The organism is Luteolibacter rhizosphaerae (assembly GCF_025950095.1).
Classification (GTDB): Bacteria; Verrucomicrobiota; Verrucomicrobiia; order Verrucomicrobiales; family Akkermansiaceae; genus Haloferula; species Haloferula rhizosphaerae.
This window is the reverse complement of the sequence record NZ_JAPDDR010000005.1, coordinates 418,335-439,165: the sequence shown is the minus strand read 5'-3', so window position 1 is coordinate 439,165 and position 20,831 is coordinate 418,335. Positions and strand designations below refer to the sequence as shown.

Sequence of the window (20,831 nt, the reverse complement as noted above, 5' to 3'; positions counted from 1 at the left end):
CCTAGATCGGAGTGTGTTGTTTCGCCAGCGCCGCCAGATGCTCGTGCCGCGTCTTGGCCATTGCGTCGAAGATCCGCTTCTGTCCCTCGATCACCCGGCGCTTCACCGCATCATCCGTGGTTAGATCCCATTGTCCGCGGTCGAAGGTCCCCCCGAGTAGCAATCCATCGCCACGGGAGAACATGTAGTAGCTGCCTAGGAGCAGGTTGTAGTTCACCTCCGTCTGCGGCTTCAGGAAGCTGAGCTGGCCCTTCACCGGAATCAGCTCCTCGTCCTTGAAGAGCTCGCGCGCGCCCAGTCCCGTGCAGTTGAAAATCGTCTGTTCCGGCACTTTCAGGATCTCCTCCGCGCTCGCGAAGCGGCGGATTTCGATCTCGCCACCCGCTCCCTGCACATCGCGCAGTAGCGTCTCCAGATAGATCGAGGGCTCGATGAGAAGCGTGTGGAAACGCCGCGCATACTGGGCGGGGAAGACGTGTTCGCCCGGGCCGAAGTCCTTGAAGCCCACCTGCGTGTCGTGCAGCACCCCGCCGGGCCCGGCCATCCAGCCGTTGTCCGGCGCCCCATCGCTCAGATAGTAGCTCGGCACCCAGCGCACGCCCCAGCGCGGCCCGACCAGACGCTGGAAGTAGCGGTAGGCGAAGCGCGAGGCTTCCACGAACTGCGCTGCGAATTCCGGCGTGCGCTTGCTGGAGTCGAACACCGACACCGGCCACCAGTGCCCTCCCGCCACGTTCGAGGTCGTGTCGGGGGGCAGATGATCGGTGTAGATCTTCACCTTCGCGCCGCGCAGCTGCAGCATCCGTGCGGTGGTGAGGCCCATCACTCCGCCGCCGATGACCGCGCAGGAGAGTCCGGACACGCTCTCCATCGTTCTCATCGCCTGATCCGCACAGCCCCAGGAAAGCGTGATCCCGCCACCGCCGTGGCCGTAATTGTGCACCAGTGTCTTGCCTTCCCGCTCCTCCCGCCGCACCACATAGCCGGAGGGCCGGAAGGGGCGCAGTCCGGTGATTGTCCGGATCTCCAGCGAGGCATCGATCTTCGCCGGGACCAGATCCGCTCCCTCCAGCGGCTTGACCGGCGCGGGAGGCGGTGCCGGGGTGGGCTCGGCAGGTGCTACCGCGACCTCCTCTTTTCTCCGGCAGCCGGTGGCCAGTGCTAGGCTTCCAAGGGCGAGTGACAGCGAGCGACGGCGGTTCATTGCCATCTAATACGCCCGGAATCGTTGTGGGGATTCAAGCCAAGTTGAAAGCCTGTGGCATCCTCACACCGATATGGCTGCAAAAAGGATGCATGTGAAGGCGTTACCGGATGAGATTGGCTCCAGTTCTGCGTCACCCATTGAGGCCCCGCCGGGCGGAGAATTCCGGACTTGATTCTTATCTAGGATTCGATGGAAAGAATAAGTTGCCTCGCTCCTCAGAAGAAGGCGGCAAGAGGGGTTCCGATTCAAAGCATGAAAGCGTCTCTCGAGCGAGCAAGCGAACCTTCCCCCATTCAGTGCTCTGCTCTAGAGCTTCGTCGGTCCACAACGATGAATCATTACGATCGCTCATTCCGACGATAAACTCACTGAGCTGCCGAATTGATCGCAGTTGCTCAGGAGTCAGATGCTGAGCTTCGGCCGAATCCAAGAACTTCCTTTCCGCTCCCTCATGCTCCAAGACCAGTTCATCTGAAGCGCAAGCAAATTGGGGGAACAGTCGCTTTTGGGCTTCGCTGCAGGCTGCTAGGCTTTGAAGAGCCCAAATGAAAATTAATCTTTCGTTCATGCCTCGGCGTCCGGGCTATATTGACAAGGCCCGGCTCATTGGCGAGCCGGATCAGCCGCGGTGAAAATCTGATCATGCCGCCCTAGGGAGCATGAGAAATCTCGACAGCTGGCCGAACTCGACCCCGTCTGAAGCTGACGGAGGCGGACTGGGGGCGGGATTCATGCTACGCACGAAATTCCTGCCTCTATCGCCGCTTGCCCCCCGTGCCGCGTCCCGTCATGCTGGCCCTGCGCCGCCCCATGAAAGTCAGCCCCTACAAGCGCTTGGAGAAAGCCTTCAAACGCGCTTATCTCAAGCCACTTACGCTCATCCGCTACGGTACCCTGAAGCCGGAACGGGCGAAGCTCCATGGCAGCGACCACTGGATCTACATCGATGCCGCCGACCCCTGCGCCCTGAAAAAGGTCGTGGAGGAGCCGCTACGTGGCAAAGTCTCGGACAATCTGATCTTCTGGCGGGACTTCAACCGTCACCTGAAACCCGATCTGATCGTGGATGTCGGCCTCAATTACGGCGAGTGCCTCTTCGGCACGGACTACGACGACAAAACCCTGCTCTACGGCTTCGAGGCGAATCCCCGCCTGATCTCGCATTTGGAGAAGAGTCAGGCCGAGCACCCCGCCGGTCTCCGCATGACGATCACGAACTGCCTCGTCTCGGACTCCCCGGCCGAGGACATCCCGTTCTACGTGAATCCGGACTGGAGCGGTAGCTCCTCCGCCGTGCGCGAGATGAATACCCGCCCGCAGACCTTGGAGTTCAAGCTCTCCGCGAAGACCATCGATTCCGTGGTTCCCCTCAGCGAGGCGCGCGGCAAGACCCTGCTCTTCAAGATGGATATCGAGGGCTACGAATCGAAGGCGCTCAAAGGCTTCATCGAGACTCTTGCCTCCGTCGGTCGCTCGGTCGGTTTCATCGAGTTTGATGCCCAATACATCCGTTGGGCAGGGGAATCTCCGGAGGAGTATCTGGCATGGCTCCAGCGCCGTTTTGATACCTACCGCGTGGGGAACATCGGTGCCAAGAAGCTGCGCAAGGTCGAGTCCTATGACCAGATCCCGAAGCTTCACGGCGACCCGAACCGCCTCCACACCGACCTCGTCCTCGTCGGCAAGCAAACTCCGGACGGTTGGCTGGCCCCGGAGTGGAGCATCGCGCAATAAAGACCGATTTCGTAGAGCGTGATTCCCGAATTGCCCGCGTCCACCTTGGCCGAAGTCGTTTCACTGGCCGACGACCTCGATGCCCTGATCACCCGCAAACCGCGCACCACCGCCACGCCCTTCGACGAGCGTCGCCGCGCGCTGCTCTCGAAACACTTGGGCCGCGAAGCGCCGCAGGGGATCGAGCCGATCACCTGCCTTGGCGATAGCAATACGATGTTCTTCGCCGGAGCGGAGCGTCTGCGCTTTATCCGCTATCGCCGCAGCGCCTTTTGGAAACCGCATTGGATCAACCGCGGCCTCGATCTCTTGCCTTGCTTCCGCGTCTTTCACGTCGGTCCTGCCACCGCATGGAAGGCGGGCGACCCGGGTTCCTCCACCCGCTCCCGCGAGAAGATCGAGATCCTCCTCAAGAAGGACATCAAGCCCGGCTCGCGGATCCTCATGTCCTTCGGCGAGATCGATTGCCGCATCCACATGGCCAAGGCGGTGAAGGCTGGCGGCAAGATCGAGGAAGTCGTCGAGAAGACCGCGGCGAAGTTCGTGAAGCTCCCGGCGGAGATCGCGGCCCGCGGCTTCAAGCCCGCCGTCTGGGGACCTCCGCAAATCATCCCGAAGGACGAGAAGCTCTCCAGCCCGACCTTTCCCTTCATCGGATCCTATGAAATGCGCCGCGACATCACTTACGCCTATGTCGAGCGCCTGAAGTTCCACTGCGCGGAGCAGGGCATTCCTTTTCTCAGCGTCGCCGGGCTCTATCACCCGCGGGAGGAGAAGGCCGAGCGGGCGCTCTTCCACGACGGCACCCATCTTTCCCAACGCCTGATGCCGCTGGCGCTCCGGGAACTCCAGAAGGCGGGCATCCTCCAGATTCCCTGAACGATGGACACCCTGTCCGATGCCGTCATTGCCGCGATCGCCCACATCAGCAGCACGCCTGATGACTTGGACGCTCGTCTCGATGAGGAGGTGCGGCTGTTGGAGATGCTCACCCTGATGCTGCGCGAGGCCACCCCGGAGGAACGGGAAGCCCTGCGTGAGGCCTTGTCCCGGGCCCGCTCCTTCGCCGAGCGCTCGGGCAACCGCAATCCGGATCTGTTGGAAGCCTACCGTGCGATCGAGGCCGACATTCTGGACCCCGAGTCCGAGTGACCGATGCTGTTCAATTCCTACACCTTCCTTCTCGTCTTCCTGCCGGTGGCGCTGCTCGGCTACCTCGCCTTGCGCCGTGCTCCTTTCCGGCTCGGGCTCGGCTGGTTGGTGCTCGTGTCGCTGGTCTACTACGGCGTCTGGAATCCCGATCCGAGTGAACCCTGGAGCCCGAAGTATCTGGTTCTCATCCTCGGCTCCTGCGGAGCGAATTACCTTCTCGGTCGCCGCCTTTCCACGCTCAAGCACTCGGGGCCCGGGAAGCTTCTGTTAGGCTGCGGTGTTGCCGCGAATCTCGTCCTGCTCGGCTATTACAAGTATGCGGGCTTCCTGGCCGGGATCTCGCAGGAACTCACGGGCTGGCCCGGGGTGGTGCCCCACATCGTGCTGCCACTCGCGATCTCCTTCTTCACCTTCCTGCAGATCGCTTACTTGGTCGATGCGTGGAAAGGCCTGACGGAGGAGTATCACTTCACGGATTACCTGCTCTTCGTGACCTTCTTCCCGCACCTGATCGCGGGTCCGCTGATCCATCACCGCGAGATGATGCCACAGTTCCGCCGCAAGGATCACGGCTGGCATTGCGATTTTCCGGTCGGCCTCGGCATCTTCGTCGCGGGCATGTTCAAGAAGATCGTGATCGCGGACAACATGTCGCCAATCGCGAATCCCGTGTTTGCCTTGGTCGCGGGGGAGGGGCGCGTGCCCACCATGGCGGAGGCTTGGATCGGTGCCCTTGCCTACACGCTCCAGCTGTACTTCGATTTCTCCGGCTACTCGGACATGGCCATCGGCTCGGCCCGCATGTTCGGCATCCGCTTCCCGCTGAACTTCCACTCGCCCTACAAGGCGGTTTCGGTGGTTGAGTTCTGGCGGCGCTGGCACATGACGCTCTCACGCTTCCTGCGTGAATATCTCTACATTCCGCTCGGCGGAAATCGCAAGGGGCCCTCGCGCCGCTACGTGAATCTCTGGCTCACCATGCTGCTGGGCGGACTCTGGCACGGCGCCGGCTGGACCTTCGTCATGTGGGGTGCCCTGCACGGTACTTACCTTTGCGTGAACCACGCCTGGCTCTCCTTCCGCCAGCGCACCGGCCGCTCGCCCCTGCCCATGCCGTTCGCGGTCGCGCTTACCTTCATCGCCGTGGTGGTCGGCTGGGTCTTCTTCCGTGCTCCGGATTTCGCCAGCGCCGGCCGCATGCTCGGCTCGATGATCGGCTTGGAAGGCTTCACCGGCCTGCCGGACAAGGCGACCCGTGTCGTGGCCAGCGTCTCCTCGGTTCACATCATCCTCGCCCTGCTGGTCTGCTGGCTTCTCCCGAATACCCAGCAGATCTTCGCCCGCTACAAGCCCGCCCTGAAGGTCCGCGGCGCGCCCTATCCGGCTCGCACGCCTCACCGCTGGTACCAGTGGCGGCCCACTCCGCTCTTCGCCGCCCTCACCATCGTTTTCATCGTCGTGATCGGCCTGCAGTTCGACAAGGTCAGCGAGTTCATCTACTTCCAGTTCTAGACCGTGCGCCAGCTCCGCCGCTACCAGTGCTTTTTCCTGATCTTCTTCGCTGCCGTGGCGGGAATCGCGCTGGCATTCAATTCATGGGCGAATCCGTGGCGCATCATCCCTTCGCCTCTCAGTTCGCAGAAGATGGAGCCCTACCGCGCCATCGAGCAGAACTGGAACCGCACCTGCAAGGCCGGCCTCGCCAGTTCCGGCTCATGGGATGCCGGGCTCTTCGGGTCTTCCCGCGTCGATATCGGCCTGAATCCGCGGCACGCCGTCTTCAACGGCATGAAGTGCGGGAACTTCGGACTGAATGCGGGACTGCTCGCGGAAAATGAGGCGATGTGCCGCTACTTCATCGAGCATCAAAACCCGAAGCTCGTCGTGCTCGCCATCGATGCCACCGACCTGACTACCCCGGTCGCGAAGAAGCGGCAGGCGGACTTCGACATCTCGCCGCTCGCCGGTGGTCCCCGCTCCTTGGAACAGGAACTCCGCTACCGGGCCGGCATCTCCACGCTTTCGTCCTCGCTCGCCGCCACCGGCCGCATGCTGCGTGGTCAACTCGCCGAGCACACCCCGGAAGGATTCCGCCGCGAACCGGAATATCCTGATGGCCAGCTCCTCTACTTCTCCACCATCTACCGGATGGCCAAGCAGCACATCTCGACCGGCCAGGTCGATGCGGAGAAGATTGCGATGATCGAAAATATCGTCGCCCTCTGCCGTGCGAAGGGCACCCGCCTCGTGATCTTCTTCACCCCGAATCACGGCCTGTTCCAACTGGCTTTCCGTGAACTCGGCGACCCGGACCCCTATTTTGCGGAGGACCGCCGCGCGCTCGCCGATCTGGCCGCCCGCGCCAATGCCGCCGACCCTTCTGCTCCTCCGGTCGAAGTCTGGGACTTCCTTGATGCCCACCCGCTTAACACCCCGCCCATGCCCGATCCGGCCATCAAGAAAGGGCACCCCGCCGGATGGGTCGATCTCTTCCACGTTTTGCCCGAAACCGGAGATCACATGCTTGAGCGCTTGCAGGGCAGGGGAGATTACGGCGAACTGCTCCTGCCGGACGGCGTGGAGGCCCGGGTGGCGAAGGTGAAGGCCCAGCTCGATGAGTATGAGGCGCGGAATCCGGAAGACGTCGCATACCTCCGCAAGTCCTTGGCCAAGTTCCAATCCATTTCCCGGAAGTGAAACGTACCGTTGTCGCCATGATCAAAGGCGGGCTGGGCAACCAGCTCTTCGCCTACGCGGCGGCGCGTGCCTACGCGATCCGCACCCAGCGCGAGCTGATCATCGACGATGTGTCCGGCTACAAGAACGACGGCTACAACCGCTCTTTCAAGCTCGACCAGTTCCCGATCGCCGCGGCCATCGCCTCGCCGCGTTGGCGCTTCGGCGATCCCAAAGGCTTTCACCACAAATCGATCCGTTCCTTCAACAAGCTCCTCCCGAATCCCCTTCGCTCCTACCTCGCCGAGGATTCGGATCAGGATGAGACCCAGCTCACCGGCTTCATCTCGAACCGCCAGGTCGTCCGCCTGAATGGCTACTGGCAGAGCGAGAAGTACTTCTTCGAGCGCGCTTCCACGATCCGTACCGAACTCCAGCCTCCGGCCTTCGAGGAAGGTTCGGCGGATGCCGCCCTCGAGGCGGAGCTCTCGTCCGCACCTTCGGTCTTCCTGCACATCCGTCGCGATCGCTATTCGCCGCGGCTCGGCTCCGGCTACTACGATTCCAGTATCACTTCCGCGCTCTCCACGCTCGGGAGCTGCCAGTTCCACGTCTTCGGCGATGATCTGGACTGGGCCCGGCAGTACATCGATTTCCACGGTGCTTCCGTTCGCTACCACGAAGGCGGCGATGAATTGCGTGACTTCCGCCTGATGGCTGCCTGTCGCCACGCCATCGTCGCGAACAGCTCCTTCAGTTGGTGGGCTGCCTGGCTGCGCCGTCATGCCGACAAGCGCGTCTTCACCCCCTCCACCCCCGGCTGGCCCCTCAAGCCCGCTTCCGAGTGGACCAAGGTGCCGAACCGCCTCGAGCACTGACACCCCTCCGCCCGCAGCTTCGCCGCTTCCAATGTCCCAACGGGACTAGGGAACAGAGCCCGGGGTTGCCGACGCAGGAGGCTACCCCGGGGCTCACGAGTGCAGACATTCTACGCCAAAGGCGTTGCGGACACTAGCGGCCTAATTCTCCCTCAACTCCACCCGGAAGAATCTCATCGGGTCGGAGGCGGGAATCGCGATTTCCACGACACCACCCGCACTCGGCAAGCCTTGGTTGCCCGGAATGTCCCATGGCGTCCATTGACCCAGATTGCCGGATGTCTCGATCCGATACGAGCGGTTGAGGGGAACCTCGAAGGACAGCGTGAACTCGCCTGCCTCGCCCTCGATCTGCGGAACGAAGCGGCTGCTGCCACTCGATGGGTCGGTGCCTGCGAGATACTCTTCTTGGTTCGTGAAGCCATCGCCATCGGCATCCGCACCGGGTTCCCCCGCAGGATCCGCATCCGGTTCAAAATTCGCGATGCGCCACTCGGCATAGCTTTGGCGGGCATCCAGTTCGCCGTTGATCCAAGTGCTGAGCAAAGATGCCGCCGCGGTGTCGATCACGTTGCTGCCGAGCGGCGGCATGCGCGTGAAGCCATTGCTCACCGCCACGCGGTTGAGCACGATCGAATGCGTCGTGTCACCGGGCACGACGAGCTTGTTGGCCGGATTGCCACCGTTGTTCGTCGCATTGCCATTGATCAAGCCGGTCTCGCTAAGCAGAAGTTCGGGACGACCGTCCCATTGTCCCTGCGCGCTGCCGCCGGTCTTGTGGCAGTAGGAGCAATTCACCGCGAGGTAAGAACGAACCCGCGCCTCCACCGAGTAATCCGATTCATCCGCACGCAGATGACGCGGCAGCATATTGGGCGAGCCGGGATTCGCACTCAGGTAACCTTGATTGAAGAGCGTGGTGAGCTGATTCCCGGTGTGCCCGAGGATGTCTTTGGGAAGATTCAGCTGCCGCGTATTGAAGGACAGTGCATATCCGGCCTGCGGCGTATGGCAGCTCATGCACTGGCTCCGTGCCGGAATGCTCCAGACCTGGGGGGCTGGGATGCCACCCATGGTCACCGCGAGAGGGAAGCTCTCACCGGCATCTTGCACTAGCGTCGCTTCCGTGCCCGCGTTGTTCCAGCGGTAGCTCACGCCGTAGGCACCTCCGGCATTCTTCACCAGCAAGCGCGTCTCGAGGCGCTTCTTGCTCGCCGGATTTCCCCGCTCCATCTCCATCTCGAAATGCTTCACCCACAGGGCACCATCGGGAATCGTCCACGCCCCCTCCGCGGATGGACTCAGAGTGGCGCTCGCATTCGGCACGCTGAACCAGCGTGTCTTCACCGCATGATCGCTCCAGAAAGGAAGATTCACATCGTAAGGCACCAACCCGGGAGCGGGCGTCAGGGTCGCCACGTTGCTGAAAAGCCCTGTCTCGCTGAGGGTATCCGGGAAGTTACCGACGGTGGTGTTCGACTTCAGGCGCAGAACCTTGTTGCTGTCCCAATCCGTCACCAGCAGATCTCCGTTGGAGGGATCGGTTCCGAAGGATGAGATGAAGCTGCTGCCCGCAAGTCGTGTGACATTGCGGGTCGGTCCTTCCGGATTCATCGACCAGATGTGGCCGGAGACATGGTCACCGAAGATGTACTTACCATACAGGGAACTAATCCCGCCGCGGTAGATAAGACCGCCGATGATCGATTCACCGCGCAAGGTGTCCGGAACTTCCGACTGCGGCACGCTGCTGCTGCCGGTGCGGGGGTAGGCATGCACCGGATTCTCATGCACGAAGCCCGCGGGCTGCGGCGGATGGCTTCCCAAGGTGCCGCCGGTGCCGAGCCCCTCGCGGTAGATCCAGCCGTAGTTCTTGCCCTTCTCGATCCGGTTCACTTCCTCGCGCTTGCTCCCGCCGACATCGCCGCACCACAGGTCGGCACCATCGAAGGAGAAGCGCCAGGGATTCCTCAGCCCCGTGGCCCAGAACTCCGTCCGCACATACTCGTCCGCTACCGGCAGGCCATTGAAGGTCTCCGCCCCCACGAACGGATTGTCCGCCGGGATCGAGTAATGAGCGATCCCGTTGGTGCGCTGCACCGCATCCGCACGGTTGGTATGCTCGGCAGGATTCGGGTGCGGATTCGGCTCCAGGTTCCCTACCTTTTTGTCGACGTCGATCCGCATGATCGCGGAGAAGAAGTCCTTGTCGATGCGCTGTGAATTCAGGCCGACATCGTTCTGCCCTCCGCCATCACCCACGGAGATATAGAGATAGCCGTCCGGCCCGAAGTGAAGGTCGCCGCCGTTGTGGTTGCCTTCGTCATCGATCTGCTGCAGCAGGATGTGCTCGCTGGTGAGATCCACCGCATTCGGATTTCCTGCCAGCGTCGTGAAGCGCGAGATCCGCTGGTGCAGTTCATACTCGCCGCCGATCTCGATTCGAACCGAATAGAAAACGTAGAAGTAGCGGTTCTGCGCGTAGTTCGGGTGGAAGGCCAGCCCCAGCAAGCCTCCCTCGCTGACATTGCGGAACTCCTCGTCCGTCCGCGGGTTTACCACGCCCGCGAGATTGAAGAAAGCGACTTTGCCCGGGCTTGTCGCGGTGACGTCGGGAATGAGCTGGATCACCCCGGCCTTCTCGCAGACATAGAGCCGGAGCTGGTTGTTCGGCTCGGAAGCCAAGCAAGTCGGAGCCGCGAAGCTGAGAGGGAAGGCATCGACCAGCGAAAGGCTGGTGGTAGGCGGTGCGGCCGGCACATTCAGCGCCGGATTCGGCTGACGCAAGGGCAGGGGATCGGCCTTGAGCGAACCACACGCAAACGGCAGGAGGATCGCGGCGAGGGGGAGGCGACGCATGGCGAGGAAGTTAGAAGAACGGCTCTCCCTGTCAAAGCGTCTGATGTGCCATGTCCGATTGAAAGCGTGTGAGTTCCGCATTGCAAAAAGCCCCGGCATTCGCCGGGGCTTTCAGAAAACAAGTTAAGCGGTCACCGCATCTCAGCGCATCCGGTAGTAGCTGTCCGGATTGTAGAGGAAGTAGACATCCTTCGGCGTCAGGCGCGGCAGGAAGGCGAAGGGCTTGCCGTTCGCATCCACCTTCTCTTCCAGCTGGGCCGCCACCTGCGGTTGGGGTGCAGGAGCCGCATCCGGGTTCTTGGTGAAGGAGCTTTCCTCGATGCCCTGCACGATGTGGTTAACCCACTTCAGCTTCTGCGCATCTTCGCCGAATTCGCTCCAGTCGCCCGAGGTCGAGTGGGCATACATCCGCTGGATGAACTCATCCGTGGTGACTCCCATCTTCTGGGCCACCGGTGTCGCGAGGCGCGTCCACCAGCGCTGGCTCTCTTTCACCACCTCACCTTGCTCGGTCAGGTTCAGCTGGCCGAAGAGGGTGGAGCTGATCTGGTGGTGCAGGATGATCGCGTTCGGATAGGCGTAGGACTCCTTCGCCAGCGTGGTGATCCCCGCAGCCATCGAGGCGGCGAAGGACTTCACCACCACGTGCACCGGCGCATCGCTGGATTCCATGGCCTTCAGGATCCGGTAGCCGGCCATCACCGAGCCACCCGGCGATTGGTCGATCACGATGAAGATCGGCAGCTTGCGGTCGGCGTTGTTGAAGAAATCGATGCGGTCCGTGATGTGGTCCGCGGTCGCCATGGTGATCAGGCCGTTCAGCGCGATCCGGCGGTCGGAGATCACCAGCGTGCCGTCATCCTTCAGCGGGTTCTCCAGGTAGATCGGCTTCGCATCGGCATAGCCCTTGCGCTTGCTCTCCATCTCATAAGAGGCGATCTGGTTCTGCAGCTTGCTGATCTCGATGCCAGACTGGCTTTGCACGGCCTTCAGCTCGTTGGTGAGCAGCTCGGCCTTCGCCTTGGCGATCGAGGCTTCGCGCATGATCTTGGCGCTCTCCGCCTCCACCTTCGCGTTGGCATCTTCTTCGGCGGCCTGACGCTTGGTCGCGGCCAGCGAAATCCGCTCGGCCAGCAACTCCTTCTCCATCTTCAGGCGGGTGATCTCCTCGCGGATCGCGTTCGTCTCGGCCTTCAGGCGCTCGGCGGCCAGGCTGTTCTCCAGCGTCAGCTTCTCCTGTTCGGCCTTGATCGGGTCCGGCTTCGGTGCTTCCGGGGCCTTCTCGGCCGGCTTCTCCACCGCCGGGGTGGCGACTACCGGTGCATCACCGATCGCGATCGGCGGCGTGGTCGCGGTGGCAGGGGCGGGTGCTGCAGGCACCGCAGCCGGTGCCTGCGCGGGCTCTTGGGCGACGAGGGTGGTCGCCATGGCAAGCAGGGCGAGGGTGCTACGGGTGGTCACTTTCATGGGGCGTTCAGGTGTTCGAGAAGCACGGAATATACCGGGTTTCCCGGACATTCCCGCCATCAAGCGCCGCCGCCGTCCCGGCTTGTCTCGCCGGAATTCTGGTTTCGACGCTGTTTGCGTAGTCCCACAAACACCATCGTCCCCGCGAAGGCAAGAAAGACACAGGCCCCGATCCCCAGCCACTTCACCATCCGGCCCCCGCCTTGGCGGAAATCCGCGTCCCCGATCACGTCCGGCGGCGTCTCCCCGGGGATCCGCGACAGCACCAGTTTCCCGGGTTCCAGCTCGGCCCGCGTCAGCGTCGCCATTGCCGGTCCCAGCACCGGATCTTTAACGTAGGCCTCGAGAATCCGCAGGCTGGAGAAATGCTGCATGAATCCGTCCGCCACGATCATCCCCCCGGGCACCGCCAGCGAGTCCACGTGCAGCGCCAGCTCCCGGCGCCCGAGCTGCGGATGCCCCCTCAGCGTGCCGATCAGGTAGCGCGGATCCGATGTGATCGGGCCGTCCTCCCCATCCTTCGCCAGCCGCGGCCTGCCGTTCAGCTTGTAGCAGATGTCGATCACCAGCGCGTCCTTGGTGATTTCCTTCACCTGGAAGCTCCCGCGCAGCTGCTTGCCCGGCTCGTAGGCCGCGATCGCCAGGTTGATGTCCTCCGGGCTCAGCTCGATCCGCGCCGGCTTCTCCGCATCGCCTTGCAGCTCGGTCCTGAAATGCTCCAGCCGCTCGGACAGCGCGTTGACCTTCGCCTCCTGTCCCTCTACCGCCTCGATCGGCAGCGGGACAGGGGATGCCGCCGTGAATTTCTCGATCTCCGATGCCTGCTTGAAGGGCAGCCATGCCGCAAAGCCGATCAAGCTGACCAGCATCCCGACCGCCAGGATCAGGATCAAACATCCGGCGAAAGGAGAGCGGGCGGTGGCTTGCGGAGGCATCGGCGCGGCTTCTGTAGGCCCGGGATTCCGCTTTGTCGAAGGCGGAAATCTTGGAAACCGGCGGGAGGCGGCATTCAACGCTCTTTGGAGCGCTTCCCTGCAGGGGATACCTGATGGAGTCCGGTAGGAGAGACTCCCGTAATCAACTTCCCATCCACAAAGTAAGGATACGTGTAGCCCGAAATTCCCGGCTCTCCATTCTCGATGGCCTTGCATGAACCCCGGACGACTTGGAATTGGACGAGACCTCTCCCCTCGGCATGTGAGAGCTTGAGCATCCATTCATCGCCATTGCCGAGCCTCCAAATGTCGTCGGTCTGACCCATGGAAGTCATCCCGCTTAGAACCACGGCAGTTTCAAACCGAGCGAATACAAGACGATTCATTTCCTCCTCGGGTGCTGATCCGGGCTCGATGCTTGAAATCTCGTCAAGGAGCGCTTGAATCTCTGGAGGGGGCGATTGAGTCGAAAGAGGTGACCGGGAGTTCGCCTTTGATGTTCCTTCGCGATATAGGGTGAAGCTGCTGAGATCTTTGCTGGAAAGGTCCTCTTTAACAAAAGTGATCCGGTCAGGCTCGGAATTCAGGGTCTTTAGCCAGAAGAGACCGCTTTCGCTCAGAATCATCAGCTCTCCACCAAGCAGGAAGGTTTTATCTTTGAGATCGGGCCATCCCTTGGCGGAATGAAATTGGAGAAAACGTCCGTCGATCGTGGCCGATTGTTGGCCATCCGCAGACGACCAGTTCCCGGTAAACTTCGTAAGCGGACTGGAGGAAGTCTCCAGAAGATTGCTGTCTGGGGTGGCGACAGGGGCTGACTCTCGGATTTGCTCCTCAGCCCTCTTGGGTTCACTCGGATGATATTGCTTTCCCGCAAGCCACTTGGCTCCTAGGCAGCCAAGCCCCAGCCCGCTGATAAAGGCAAGAGCGAGTAGGATCTTCATCGGCACCTCTAGAAACGCGAGATCGCCCGCCGATATTCAAGCGATTACTCCTCTTCGTCCCCCTCCTCGAATTTCTCGTCCGCCCGGATCGCCTCCAGCTTTTCCCGGTAGCTCTTCTCGTCGAAGCCTTTCTTGCGCCGCCACATCGCATCGGTTTCCTCGCCCAAGCAGGCCGCGATCCGCTCCTTCGCATCCTTCTCGCTCATTCCGCCCCCGGTCAGCCGCTGCAGCGTCTTCGCCACATACCGCGTCTGCGGAGCCGCCAGCTGCTGTTCCACCGCGTTCAGTAGGTCTTGGAAAAATGCATCGTGATCCATACGGACAATTGCTCCTATTTTCGATTGATGCCGCGATCGGGTGATTGCCGATTGTGTCGGACTGCCATGACCCGAATCGACTCCGCCTTCTCTCGGAAAAGGATGTGGTAGGGGAACCCTCTCATATTGAATCGACGCCATTCTGTAGCGTCGAAGTGAAACCGCTCCGGGTGTTCGCCGATTTCCTCGAATGCCAGCCTGAGCTCGGAAAGAAAACGTGCCGCAACGTTCCCTCCGGCCTCCCGATACCAGTCGGCTGCGGCGGAAATGTCTTGCTCCACCAGCGGGTTGAACTCCACCCGCATCACTTCACCCCGCCCTCGATCCGGGAAAAAAGCTCTTCCATGGAGATTCCGGACACCGCTCCCGATTCCATCTCATCCCATCGCCGTTGGACTTCTTCGTCTGAAACCCGATGGTCGGGCGGCGGCAGCGTGTCCAACACGAACGCGGCAAATGCAGCCCGATCCTTCATGGGGAGCTGACTGACCTCGTTGCGCAGGGTTTCGATCGCGATCACGGGGAAACGCTAGCATCTTGCTCCTGATCTCGAAAGCCCCAAAAACCTTCCCGGCTGGACCGGAAAATGCCTGCCTGTCCCCGAATCCCCGCTAGCATCCCGCCATGCCACGCCTGCTCCTGCTGATCTTCTGCTGCTTCCTCGCTGCCTGCGGGAAGAAGGACAACTCCCTCCGCGTCGGCATGGAGCTGACCTACCCGCCCTTCGAGATGAAAGACGCCCAAGGCAATCCCGACGGGGTAGGGGTCAAGATGGCCGAGGCCCTCGCCGCCGATCTCGGCCGCCCGCTCAAGATCGTCCCGATGGAGTTCAGCGGCCTCATCCCCGCCCTGAAGTCCGGCAATGTCGATATCGTGATCTCCTCGATGACCGCCACCGACGAACGTCGCGAGTCGGTCGAGTTCTCCGAACCCTACGCCTTCACCGGCCTCTCGATCCTCCTCGGCAAGGACTCCACCGTCCGATCCATCGAGGACCTCAAGAAGGATGGCATCCGCGTCGCCATGAAAGCTGGCACTACCGGCGAGTCTTGGGCTGCAGCGAATCTGCCGAAGGCCAAGATCACCGCCTTCACCGAGGAACCCGCCTGCGTCATGGAGGTCGCCCAAGGCCGGGCAGACGCCTTCATCTACGATCAGCTTAGTATCTATCGCTACCACAAGGAGAACCTCGATACCACCCGCGCCCTTCTTAATGCCTTCGTGCAGGAGAACTGGGCCGTCGCCTTGCCGAAGGGTGACACCGAGACCAAGGCCAAGGTCGATGCCTTCATCGCGAAGTTCCGCGCGGAAGGCGGCTTCTCCAAGCTGGCCGATCAATACCTAGGCGAGGAAAAGAAGGCCATGGAAGAGCTCGGTGTGCCCTTCATCATCCGCTGATTGATCCGGGAATGAGCCTCAGCTCCCGTCGTCTCTGGAATTGGATTGCGATCGTCCTGATCGCAGCCTTCTTCGGCGGCCTTTGCACCCTGGTCTTCTCAAAGCTCAGCCCTGGCTGGAATTGGTCGAAGCCCTGGGACTACCGCGGCCTGCTTCTCTCCGGGTGGTGGTGCACGCTCATTCTGTCCTTGGGCTCTCTCGTGGGCAGCCTGCTCGTCGGTGTCCTGCTCATGCTCGGCCAGCGCAGCCCGCTGCCTGCAGTAAAGTGGACCTGCCGCATCTTCCTCGAGTTTGTCCGGGATACGCCGCTATTGGTCCAGTTGCTCGTCGGCTACTTCATGATCTTCGCCCCGCTCATGTCCCGCTCGCTGGAGTCCATCGGCTGGAATGACAAGCTGGTCATCGGTATGATCCTGCTCTCGCTGTTCCAGGGTGCCTACCTCGGGGAGATTCTCCGCGGCGGTGTGGAGAGCATTCCCCGCACCCAATGGGAGTCCGCCCGCGCCGTCGGCTTCAATCGCGGCCAGGTCTACCGCCACGTGATCTTCCCGCAGGCACTCCGTCGCGTCCTTCCGGCCATTGCCGGGCAATTCGTATCCCTGATCAAGGACTCCTCCTTGCTCAGCGTGATCGGCGTCCAGGAGTTCGCCTACCAAGCCCGCGTTTACACCTCCCGCACCTACGGCGGTTTGGAGGCCTACGTTCCGCTTGCCATCGGCTACCTTGTTCTAACAGCTCCGATCGCCTTCCTCGCCCATCGTCTCGAACGCCGCTTCCGCGATGAAACTTGAGATCACCGGCCTGACCAAATGCTTCGGCACTCATGCCGCCTTGGACGGCTTGGATCTCCATGTCGAGGAGGGCCGGGTGATCGTCCTCGTCGGTCCCTCCGGCGGGGGGAAGAGCACCTTGCTCCGCGTCCTCGGTGGCTTGGAAACTCCCGATGAAGGACGCGTTAGCCTGCGCGGCGAGGACCTGCCCGTGAGCGAGTCCGGCCTTCTCGCTTACCGCCGGAAGAACGGCTTCCTCTTCCAGCAGTTCAATCTCTTCCCGCATCTAACAGCACTGAGGAATCTCACCCTGCCTTTGGAGGAAGTCCACGGCATGCCCGCCCCGCAGGCCAAGCAAACCGCGGAAGCCGCCCTTGATCGCTTCGGCCTCCTCGCCCATGCCCACAAGCGCCCTGCGGAACTCTCCGGCGGCCAGCAGCAACGCGTCGGCATCGCCCGCGCCGTCGCCTCCAAGCCGGAAATCCTCTTCCTTGATGAGCCGACCTCCGCCCTCGACCCCGAGATGACCGCCGAGGTGCTGGAGCTCATCCAGGAACTCGCGGAAGGAGGTCAGCGCATCATTCTCAGCACCCACGAAATGGGCTTCGCCCGCGCCGTTGGCGATCTCGTCGCCTTCCTCGCCGCCGGCAAAGTCGTCGAAGCCGCCCACCCGACCAAATGGTTCGAGCAGCCGCAGTCTGAACAAGCCAAGCGCTTCCTTTCCCGCGTTCTCCGCTACGTCTAGCTCTTCGTCCCAACGGGACGGCTCATAACAGCCCGGCACATAGTGCCGGGTAAAAGCCGAGATTCATCGCGTCCTGTAGGGACGCCTCATGCTGGGTTCGTGCCCGATCAACCCCAGCGCTCCCAATCTCTTGGGGCCTTCTGTTCTTCATCTGCGTTCACCCCGGCAAGTCCCCATCCATCGCCAAGATCCACGGCGTATACTCCGGCGGCACCTCCGCCTGAAACTTCAACCGCTCGCCGCTCACCGGGTGATCGAAACTCAATCGCCACGCATGCAGCATCAGCCTTCCCGGCTTCGCCGTTTGCCTCTCCGGCCGCGCATAGATCGGATCCCCGATCAAAGGACAGCCCTTGTGCAGCATGTGCACCCGGATCTGGTGCGTCCGCCCCGTATGCAGATGGCATAGCACCAGCGTGCTGTTGCTCGCCCGGTCGATCGCCAGGATCTCGTAGTCCGTGATCGCCGTCTTTCCGCCCGGCGGATTCACCACCGCCATCTTCTGCCGGTTCACCGGATGCCGCCCGATGTGCGTGAAAACCGTGTCAGTCGCCGGCGTGGGCACACCCTGCACCACCGCCAGATAGAGCTTCTCCATCGTCCGTCCGGAGAACTGCTCGGTCAGCGAGTGGTGGGCTACATCCGTCTTCGCCACCACCATGCAGCCGGAGGTGTCCTTGTCCAAGCGATGCACGATCCCCGGTCGCTCCACACCACCGATCCCCGACAGGCGCCCTTTGCAATGATGCAAGAGCGCGTTCACCAGCGTGCCGTCCGGATTGCCTGCCGCCGGGTGCACCACCATCCCGGAATCCTTGTCCAGCACCACCACGTGCTCGTCCTCGAACAGGATCTTCACCGGGATATCCTGAGGCTGAGCCTCCGCGGGCACCGCCTCGGGAATCGCCACGCTCAGCCGGTCGCCCGCCGCCACCGCGTCCCGCGGCTTCGCCGGTTCCCCGTTCCTCAGGATGAATTGCTCGCGGATCAGCTCTTGGATGCGCGAGCGTGAAAGCTCCGGCAGCTTCGCCGCCAGCCACGCATCCAGCCGCATCCCGGCATTCCCGTCCACACGCAGTTCCATCGGCGGGGAGGGTGGGGGGCGGTGAGCCGGGCTGTCAATGGAGGGCCGGGGATCGGCGGCAGAACACCCGGGATTCTGAACTTCGCCTTCCCTTCCAAGTCCCTGCCTCAAGGCTCCGTTCTCTTGGCTCTCCGCTCTGTTCCCTTCACGCGCATTTCACGGAACTTCACTGAATTGAAGTTTCCAACCCGGCACGCCCGTAGCTACGCTCCTTTATGCCCGAGGGGGAACCGGAGATCGCTTGCTGCCATGCCTGTGGGACGACCATGGACGTGTCCCAAGTCGCGCCCTTTTCAAATGTCGAATGCCCGGCCTGCGGCCAGCAAACTCGCGTGAAGCGCGAGTTCGGCCCCTACACCCTCCTTCGCCGCCACGCCATCGGCGGCATGAGCGTGGTCTTCATCGCGAATGACAACACCCTCGGCCGCGAGGTCGTCGTCAAAATTCTCAATGAGGAATATGGCGCGAACGAGAACCGCATTACCGCTTTCGAGGAGGAAGCCCGCATCACCGCTTCCTTCAGCCACCCGCACGTCGTCCGCGTTTTCACCACCGGGCGAGCCTTCGGTCGCTTCTACATCGCCATGGAGCTCGTCGGCGGCGGCCACTTCGAGCATCACATCCGCGAGCGCGGCTCGATCCCGGAGGCCGAAGCTCTTCCGCTGGCCATTCAGGTCGCCGAGGGCCTCAAAGCCGCCCAATCCGCCGGCCTCATCCACCGTGATATCAAGCCGGGCAATATCCTTCTCGATGTCTCCGGCAATGCCAAGATCGTCGACTTCGGGCTCGCCCTCGTCACCAAAGGCGGCAAGGCCAAGGCCACCGAGATTTGGGCCACTCCCTACTACGTGCCGCCCGAGACCATCGAGGGCATGCAGGAGGACTTCCGCTCGGATCTCTATGCCTTCGGTGCCACCATTTACCACGCCCTCGCTGGCAAGCCGCCCTGCGATGAGGAGTCGATGGACACCAACAAGCTCCGCGAGGCCAAACGCCGCGTGATGCCTCTTGCCAAGATGGCCCCATGGGTCAGCCTGGACACTTGCCTCGCCGTGGATCGGGCCATGGCCCACGACCCGAATCAGCGCTTCCGCTCCTACAACGACCTGCTCTCCGCCTTGGAGACCGCTCGCCAGCGCCTCGCCGCTGGCGCCACCGTCACCCCCGCCTCGGTCGCACGTCACGCCGCGCACCGCCGCCGTGAGAAGATGTCGCTCATTGGCGCGGGCATCATGGTCCTCGTCGCCATTGCCTTCGGGGTCTGGTGGGTTGGCCGCGGTGAGGAGGATGAGCCCGCTGTTACCTCGAATTCTCACGCTTCCGCCCTCTCGCAAGCCGGAGGCAAGGATAACTCGGACAGCCTCCGCGCCGGGGCCAAGTATCGCGAGGCAGGCGACGCCCTCCGCGCGGGCGATTATGCCAAGGCGGGTCTCACCTTCGCCGCCGTCCGCGATGACCGCGGTGTCCTTGAACCCACCGGTTCATGGGCTGCCTGTCAGAGCGTCGTGTGCGCCTATCTCAATGGCTCATCGAGCGACGCCAAGAAGGAAGCAAGTGCTGCCATCACCCATATCTCGAATGCCATCGGAGTCGACGACCAGACGGGCGATGAGCTGATTGTCGCACTCGATAAGATCAAGAGCATCCGCCCGATGGTTCGGCCCGAGTCGGCTTCTCCTCCGACGGGTGCCGCGCTCATGGCCGCGCTCCTTTACGGCCTGAAAAACTGGGAGCAGGGCTCTCCGGACACGGCCCGTCCTCATCTCGAAGCCGTCGCGGCATCCGAAGGGAAGGGGAGCGATGCCTGGATCGAGCCTTATCGCGACATCGTCGCCGCCTATCTCAGCGATCTGCAGACTCTCAAGAGCGCCATACCGGACACGCTTCCGGAAGACCCCGAAACCTGCCGCAGTCTCGCGGATGAGCTTCATGCCGTTCACGCCGGACTGAAAACAAAGGGCCGTGCCCGCTTCAATATCCGCGCCCTTCAACTCGATCTCGAGAAGCGCGCCCGCTTGCTCGAAGCCAAACCTGCGCTTGCTCCGGCGGAACCGTCGGAAACTCAGGAGCAAATGCCCGTCGGCCCTCTTGCCGCCATCCGCGCCGTCGCCGCGGAGTGCCGCTTCGCCGAAGCCGCCACCCTCTTGAAGGACAAGGCTGATGGCGATGAAACGGTCGCCGCCACGCTCATGCTCGCCGAAGCTGCCGAGGCTTTCCTCGGCGAGCTCGAAGAAGGCCTCAAGTCACCACCCGCCGCGCTGGCCCTCGAGCTCCGGGATAGCACCAAGCTCGACAAGATCACCGGCACTCGCCCCGGCGGTCTCCTCACCGTGGATGCCTCCGGCAGCCCCCGGGACATCGCGTGGAGCGAGCTCTCTCCGGACAGCATGATCGCGCTCCATCGCGCGCTGGTCAAAAGCAGCTCCAGCGAGATCGAGCGCCTCCGCCGCCACGAACAGGCCATCGCCTTCGACCTCCTTGCCGGCAATCCCGAGCGTGCCAAGGAAGCGGGCAACAAGCTCGCCGCCAGATCCCCCGCATTCAAGCGCCGATGGGACACCATGCAGCGGGCGCTTCGCTGATCTCCTCTCGCGGATCTCTCTGATTCGCAATTGTTTCAGGGCTTCGGGACCCCGCGCTTGCCACCCGGCCCGGGATTCCTCAG

The 20,831-nt window shown here is 62.4% G+C and carries 19 protein-coding genes; 10 read left to right on the top strand and 9 right to left on the bottom strand.

Features of this window, described 5'->3' with window-relative positions; all coding sequences use genetic code 11:
• Position 1: 1 nt before the first annotated feature.
• Entirely contained in the window at positions 2–1,204 is a 1,203-nt protein-coding gene (locus OJ996_RS12060) for an FAD-dependent oxidoreductase (RefSeq protein ID WP_264513841.1), read from the bottom strand.
• An 813-nt stretch (positions 1,205–2,017) separates the two neighbouring features.
• On the opposite strand from OJ996_RS12060, the gene OJ996_RS12055 reads away from it, so the two are divergent.
• Genes OJ996_RS12055 through OJ996_RS12030 form a run of 6 tightly spaced genes read left to right on the top strand, consistent with a single transcriptional unit; the run spans position 2,018 to position 7,647 of the window.
• Positions 2,018–2,941, top strand: a complete 924-nt coding sequence (locus OJ996_RS12055; RefSeq protein WP_264513840.1) for an FkbM family methyltransferase — start codon at positions 2,018–2,020, stop codon at positions 2,939–2,941.
• A gap of 18 nt (positions 2,942–2,959) precedes the next feature.
• A complete protein-coding gene (locus tag OJ996_RS12050; protein WP_264513839.1) occupies positions 2,960–3,820 on the top strand; it encodes an SGNH/GDSL hydrolase family protein in 861 nt (286 codons plus the stop codon).
• A 3-nt stretch (positions 3,821–3,823) separates the two neighbouring features.
• A complete protein-coding gene (locus OJ996_RS12045) occupies positions 3,824–4,093 on the top strand; it encodes a hypothetical protein (RefSeq protein ID WP_264513838.1) in 270 nt (89 codons plus the stop codon).
• Between the two features lie 3 nt (positions 4,094–4,096).
• Positions 4,097–5,605 carry an MBOAT family O-acyltransferase gene (locus OJ996_RS12040; RefSeq protein ID WP_264513837.1) on the top strand — a complete coding sequence of 503 codons (1,509 nt, stop codon included), beginning with the start codon at positions 4,097–4,099 and terminating at the stop codon, positions 5,603–5,605.
• A gap of 3 nt (positions 5,606–5,608) precedes the next feature.
• A complete protein-coding gene (locus OJ996_RS12035; protein WP_264513836.1) occupies positions 5,609–6,790 on the top strand; it encodes a hypothetical protein in 1,182 nt (393 codons plus the stop codon).
• A complete protein-coding gene (locus OJ996_RS12030) occupies positions 6,787–7,647 on the top strand; it encodes an alpha-1,2-fucosyltransferase (protein WP_264513835.1) in 861 nt (286 codons plus the stop codon). The genes OJ996_RS12035 and OJ996_RS12030 overlap by 4 nt, the downstream gene beginning before the upstream one ends.
• Before the next feature lie 141 nt (positions 7,648–7,788).
• On the opposite strand, the gene OJ996_RS12025 is transcribed toward OJ996_RS12030, so the two are convergent.
• The 7 genes from OJ996_RS12025 to OJ996_RS11995 all read right to left on the bottom strand — a co-directional run bounded on the left by OJ996_RS12025 (position 7,789) and on the right by OJ996_RS11995 (position 14,689).
• Positions 7,789–10,506 carry a PQQ-dependent sugar dehydrogenase gene (locus tag OJ996_RS12025; RefSeq protein WP_264513834.1) on the bottom strand — a complete coding sequence of 906 codons (2,718 nt, stop codon included), beginning with the start codon at positions 10,504–10,506 and terminating at the stop codon, positions 7,789–7,791.
• 141 nt (positions 10,507–10,647) lie between these two features.
• Positions 10,648–11,973 carry an ATP-dependent Clp protease proteolytic subunit gene (locus OJ996_RS12020; protein ID WP_264513833.1) on the bottom strand — a complete coding sequence of 442 codons (1,326 nt, stop codon included), beginning with the start codon at positions 11,971–11,973 and terminating at the stop codon, positions 10,648–10,650.
• Between the two features lie 59 nt (positions 11,974–12,032).
• Positions 12,033–12,908 carry a hypothetical protein gene (locus OJ996_RS12015; protein WP_264513832.1) on the bottom strand — a complete coding sequence of 292 codons (876 nt, stop codon included), beginning with the start codon at positions 12,906–12,908 and terminating at the stop codon, positions 12,033–12,035.
• 74 nt (positions 12,909–12,982) lie between these two features.
• Complete coding sequence (locus OJ996_RS12010) at positions 12,983–13,852, bottom strand: hypothetical protein (RefSeq protein WP_264513831.1); 870 nt, start codon at positions 13,850–13,852, stop codon at positions 12,983–12,985.
• Between the two features lie 44 nt (positions 13,853–13,896).
• Positions 13,897–14,130 (bottom strand): hypothetical protein, encoded by a 234-nt coding sequence (locus OJ996_RS12005; protein ID WP_264513829.1) that lies wholly within the window; start codon positions 14,128–14,130, stop codon positions 13,897–13,899.
• Between the two features lie 53 nt (positions 14,131–14,183).
• Entirely contained in the window at positions 14,184–14,474 is a 291-nt protein-coding gene (locus tag OJ996_RS12000; protein ID WP_264513828.1) for a type II toxin-antitoxin system RelE/ParE family toxin, read from the bottom strand.
• A complete protein-coding gene (locus OJ996_RS11995; protein ID WP_264513827.1) occupies positions 14,474–14,689 on the bottom strand; it encodes an addiction module protein in 216 nt (71 codons plus the stop codon). The genes OJ996_RS12000 and OJ996_RS11995 overlap by 1 nt, the downstream gene beginning before the upstream one ends.
• A 104-nt stretch (positions 14,690–14,793) precedes the next feature.
• Between OJ996_RS11995 and OJ996_RS11990 the strand changes: the two genes are divergently transcribed.
• The 3 genes from OJ996_RS11990 to OJ996_RS11980 are packed head-to-tail and all read left to right on the top strand — an operon-like array spanning position 14,794 to position 17,082.
• Positions 14,794–15,567 carry a transporter substrate-binding domain-containing protein gene (locus OJ996_RS11990; RefSeq protein WP_264513826.1) on the top strand — a complete coding sequence of 258 codons (774 nt, stop codon included), beginning with the start codon at positions 14,794–14,796 and terminating at the stop codon, positions 15,565–15,567.
• Positions 15,568–15,578: 11 nt separating this feature from the next.
• A complete protein-coding gene (locus OJ996_RS11985) occupies positions 15,579–16,358 on the top strand; it encodes an amino acid ABC transporter permease (RefSeq protein WP_264513825.1) in 780 nt (259 codons plus the stop codon).
• Positions 16,348–17,082 carry an amino acid ABC transporter ATP-binding protein gene (locus OJ996_RS11980; protein WP_264513824.1) on the top strand — a complete coding sequence of 245 codons (735 nt, stop codon included), beginning with the start codon at positions 16,348–16,350 and terminating at the stop codon, positions 17,080–17,082. The genes OJ996_RS11985 and OJ996_RS11980 overlap by 11 nt, the downstream gene beginning before the upstream one ends.
• 157 nt (positions 17,083–17,239) lie before the next feature.
• On the opposite strand, the gene OJ996_RS11975 is transcribed toward OJ996_RS11980, so the two are convergent.
• Positions 17,240–18,166: an RluA family pseudouridine synthase gene (locus OJ996_RS11975; RefSeq protein ID WP_264513823.1), complete on the bottom strand. Its 927-nt coding sequence runs from the start codon at positions 18,164–18,166 to the stop codon at positions 17,240–17,242.
• 215 nt (positions 18,167–18,381) lie between these two features.
• On the opposite strand from OJ996_RS11975, the gene OJ996_RS11970 reads away from it, so the two are divergent.
• Complete coding sequence (locus OJ996_RS11970) at positions 18,382–20,748, top strand: serine/threonine-protein kinase (RefSeq protein ID WP_264513822.1); 2,367 nt, start codon at positions 18,382–18,384, stop codon at positions 20,746–20,748.
• Positions 20,749–20,831 lie beyond the last annotated feature (83 nt).

Bases quoted from the DNA above. Each gene is read 5' to 3' on its own strand.
- OJ996_RS12060 (WP_264513841.1), bottom strand. From the start codon at position 1,204: ATGAACCGCCGTCGCTCGCTGTCACTCGCCCTTGGAAGCCTAGCACTG.
- OJ996_RS12055 (WP_264513840.1), top strand. From the start codon at position 2,018: ATGAAAGTCAGCCCCTACAAGCGCTTGGAGAAAGCCTTCAAACGCGCT.
- OJ996_RS12045 (WP_264513838.1), top strand. From the start codon at position 3,824: ATGGACACCCTGTCCGATGCCGTCATTGCCGCGATCGCCCACATCAGC.
- OJ996_RS12040 (WP_264513837.1), top strand. From the start codon at position 4,097: ATGCTGTTCAATTCCTACACCTTCCTTCTCGTCTTCCTGCCGGTGGCG.
- OJ996_RS12025 (WP_264513834.1), bottom strand. From the start codon at position 10,506: ATGCGTCGCCTCCCCCTCGCCGCGATCCTCCTGCCGTTTGCGTGTGGT.
- OJ996_RS12020 (WP_264513833.1), bottom strand. From the start codon at position 11,973: ATGAAAGTGACCACCCGTAGCACCCTCGCCCTGCTTGCCATGGCGACC.
- OJ996_RS12015 (WP_264513832.1), bottom strand. From the start codon at position 12,908: ATGCCTCCGCAAGCCACCGCCCGCTCTCCTTTCGCCGGATGTTTGATC.
- OJ996_RS12010 (WP_264513831.1), bottom strand. From the start codon at position 13,852: ATGAAGATCCTACTCGCTCTTGCCTTTATCAGCGGGCTGGGGCTTGGC.
- OJ996_RS12000 (WP_264513828.1), bottom strand. From the start codon at position 14,474: ATGCGGGTGGAGTTCAACCCGCTGGTGGAGCAAGACATTTCCGCCGCA.
- OJ996_RS11990 (WP_264513826.1), top strand. From the start codon at position 14,794: ATGCCACGCCTGCTCCTGCTGATCTTCTGCTGCTTCCTCGCTGCCTGC.
- OJ996_RS11985 (WP_264513825.1), top strand. From the start codon at position 15,579: ATGAGCCTCAGCTCCCGTCGTCTCTGGAATTGGATTGCGATCGTCCTG.
- OJ996_RS11980 (WP_264513824.1), top strand. From the start codon at position 16,348: ATGAAACTTGAGATCACCGGCCTGACCAAATGCTTCGGCACTCATGCC.
- OJ996_RS11975 (WP_264513823.1), bottom strand. From the start codon at position 18,166: ATGGAACTGCGTGTGGACGGGAATGCCGGGATGCGGCTGGATGCGTGG.
- OJ996_RS11970 (WP_264513822.1), top strand. From the start codon at position 18,382: ATGCCCGAGGGGGAACCGGAGATCGCTTGCTGCCATGCCTGTGGGACG.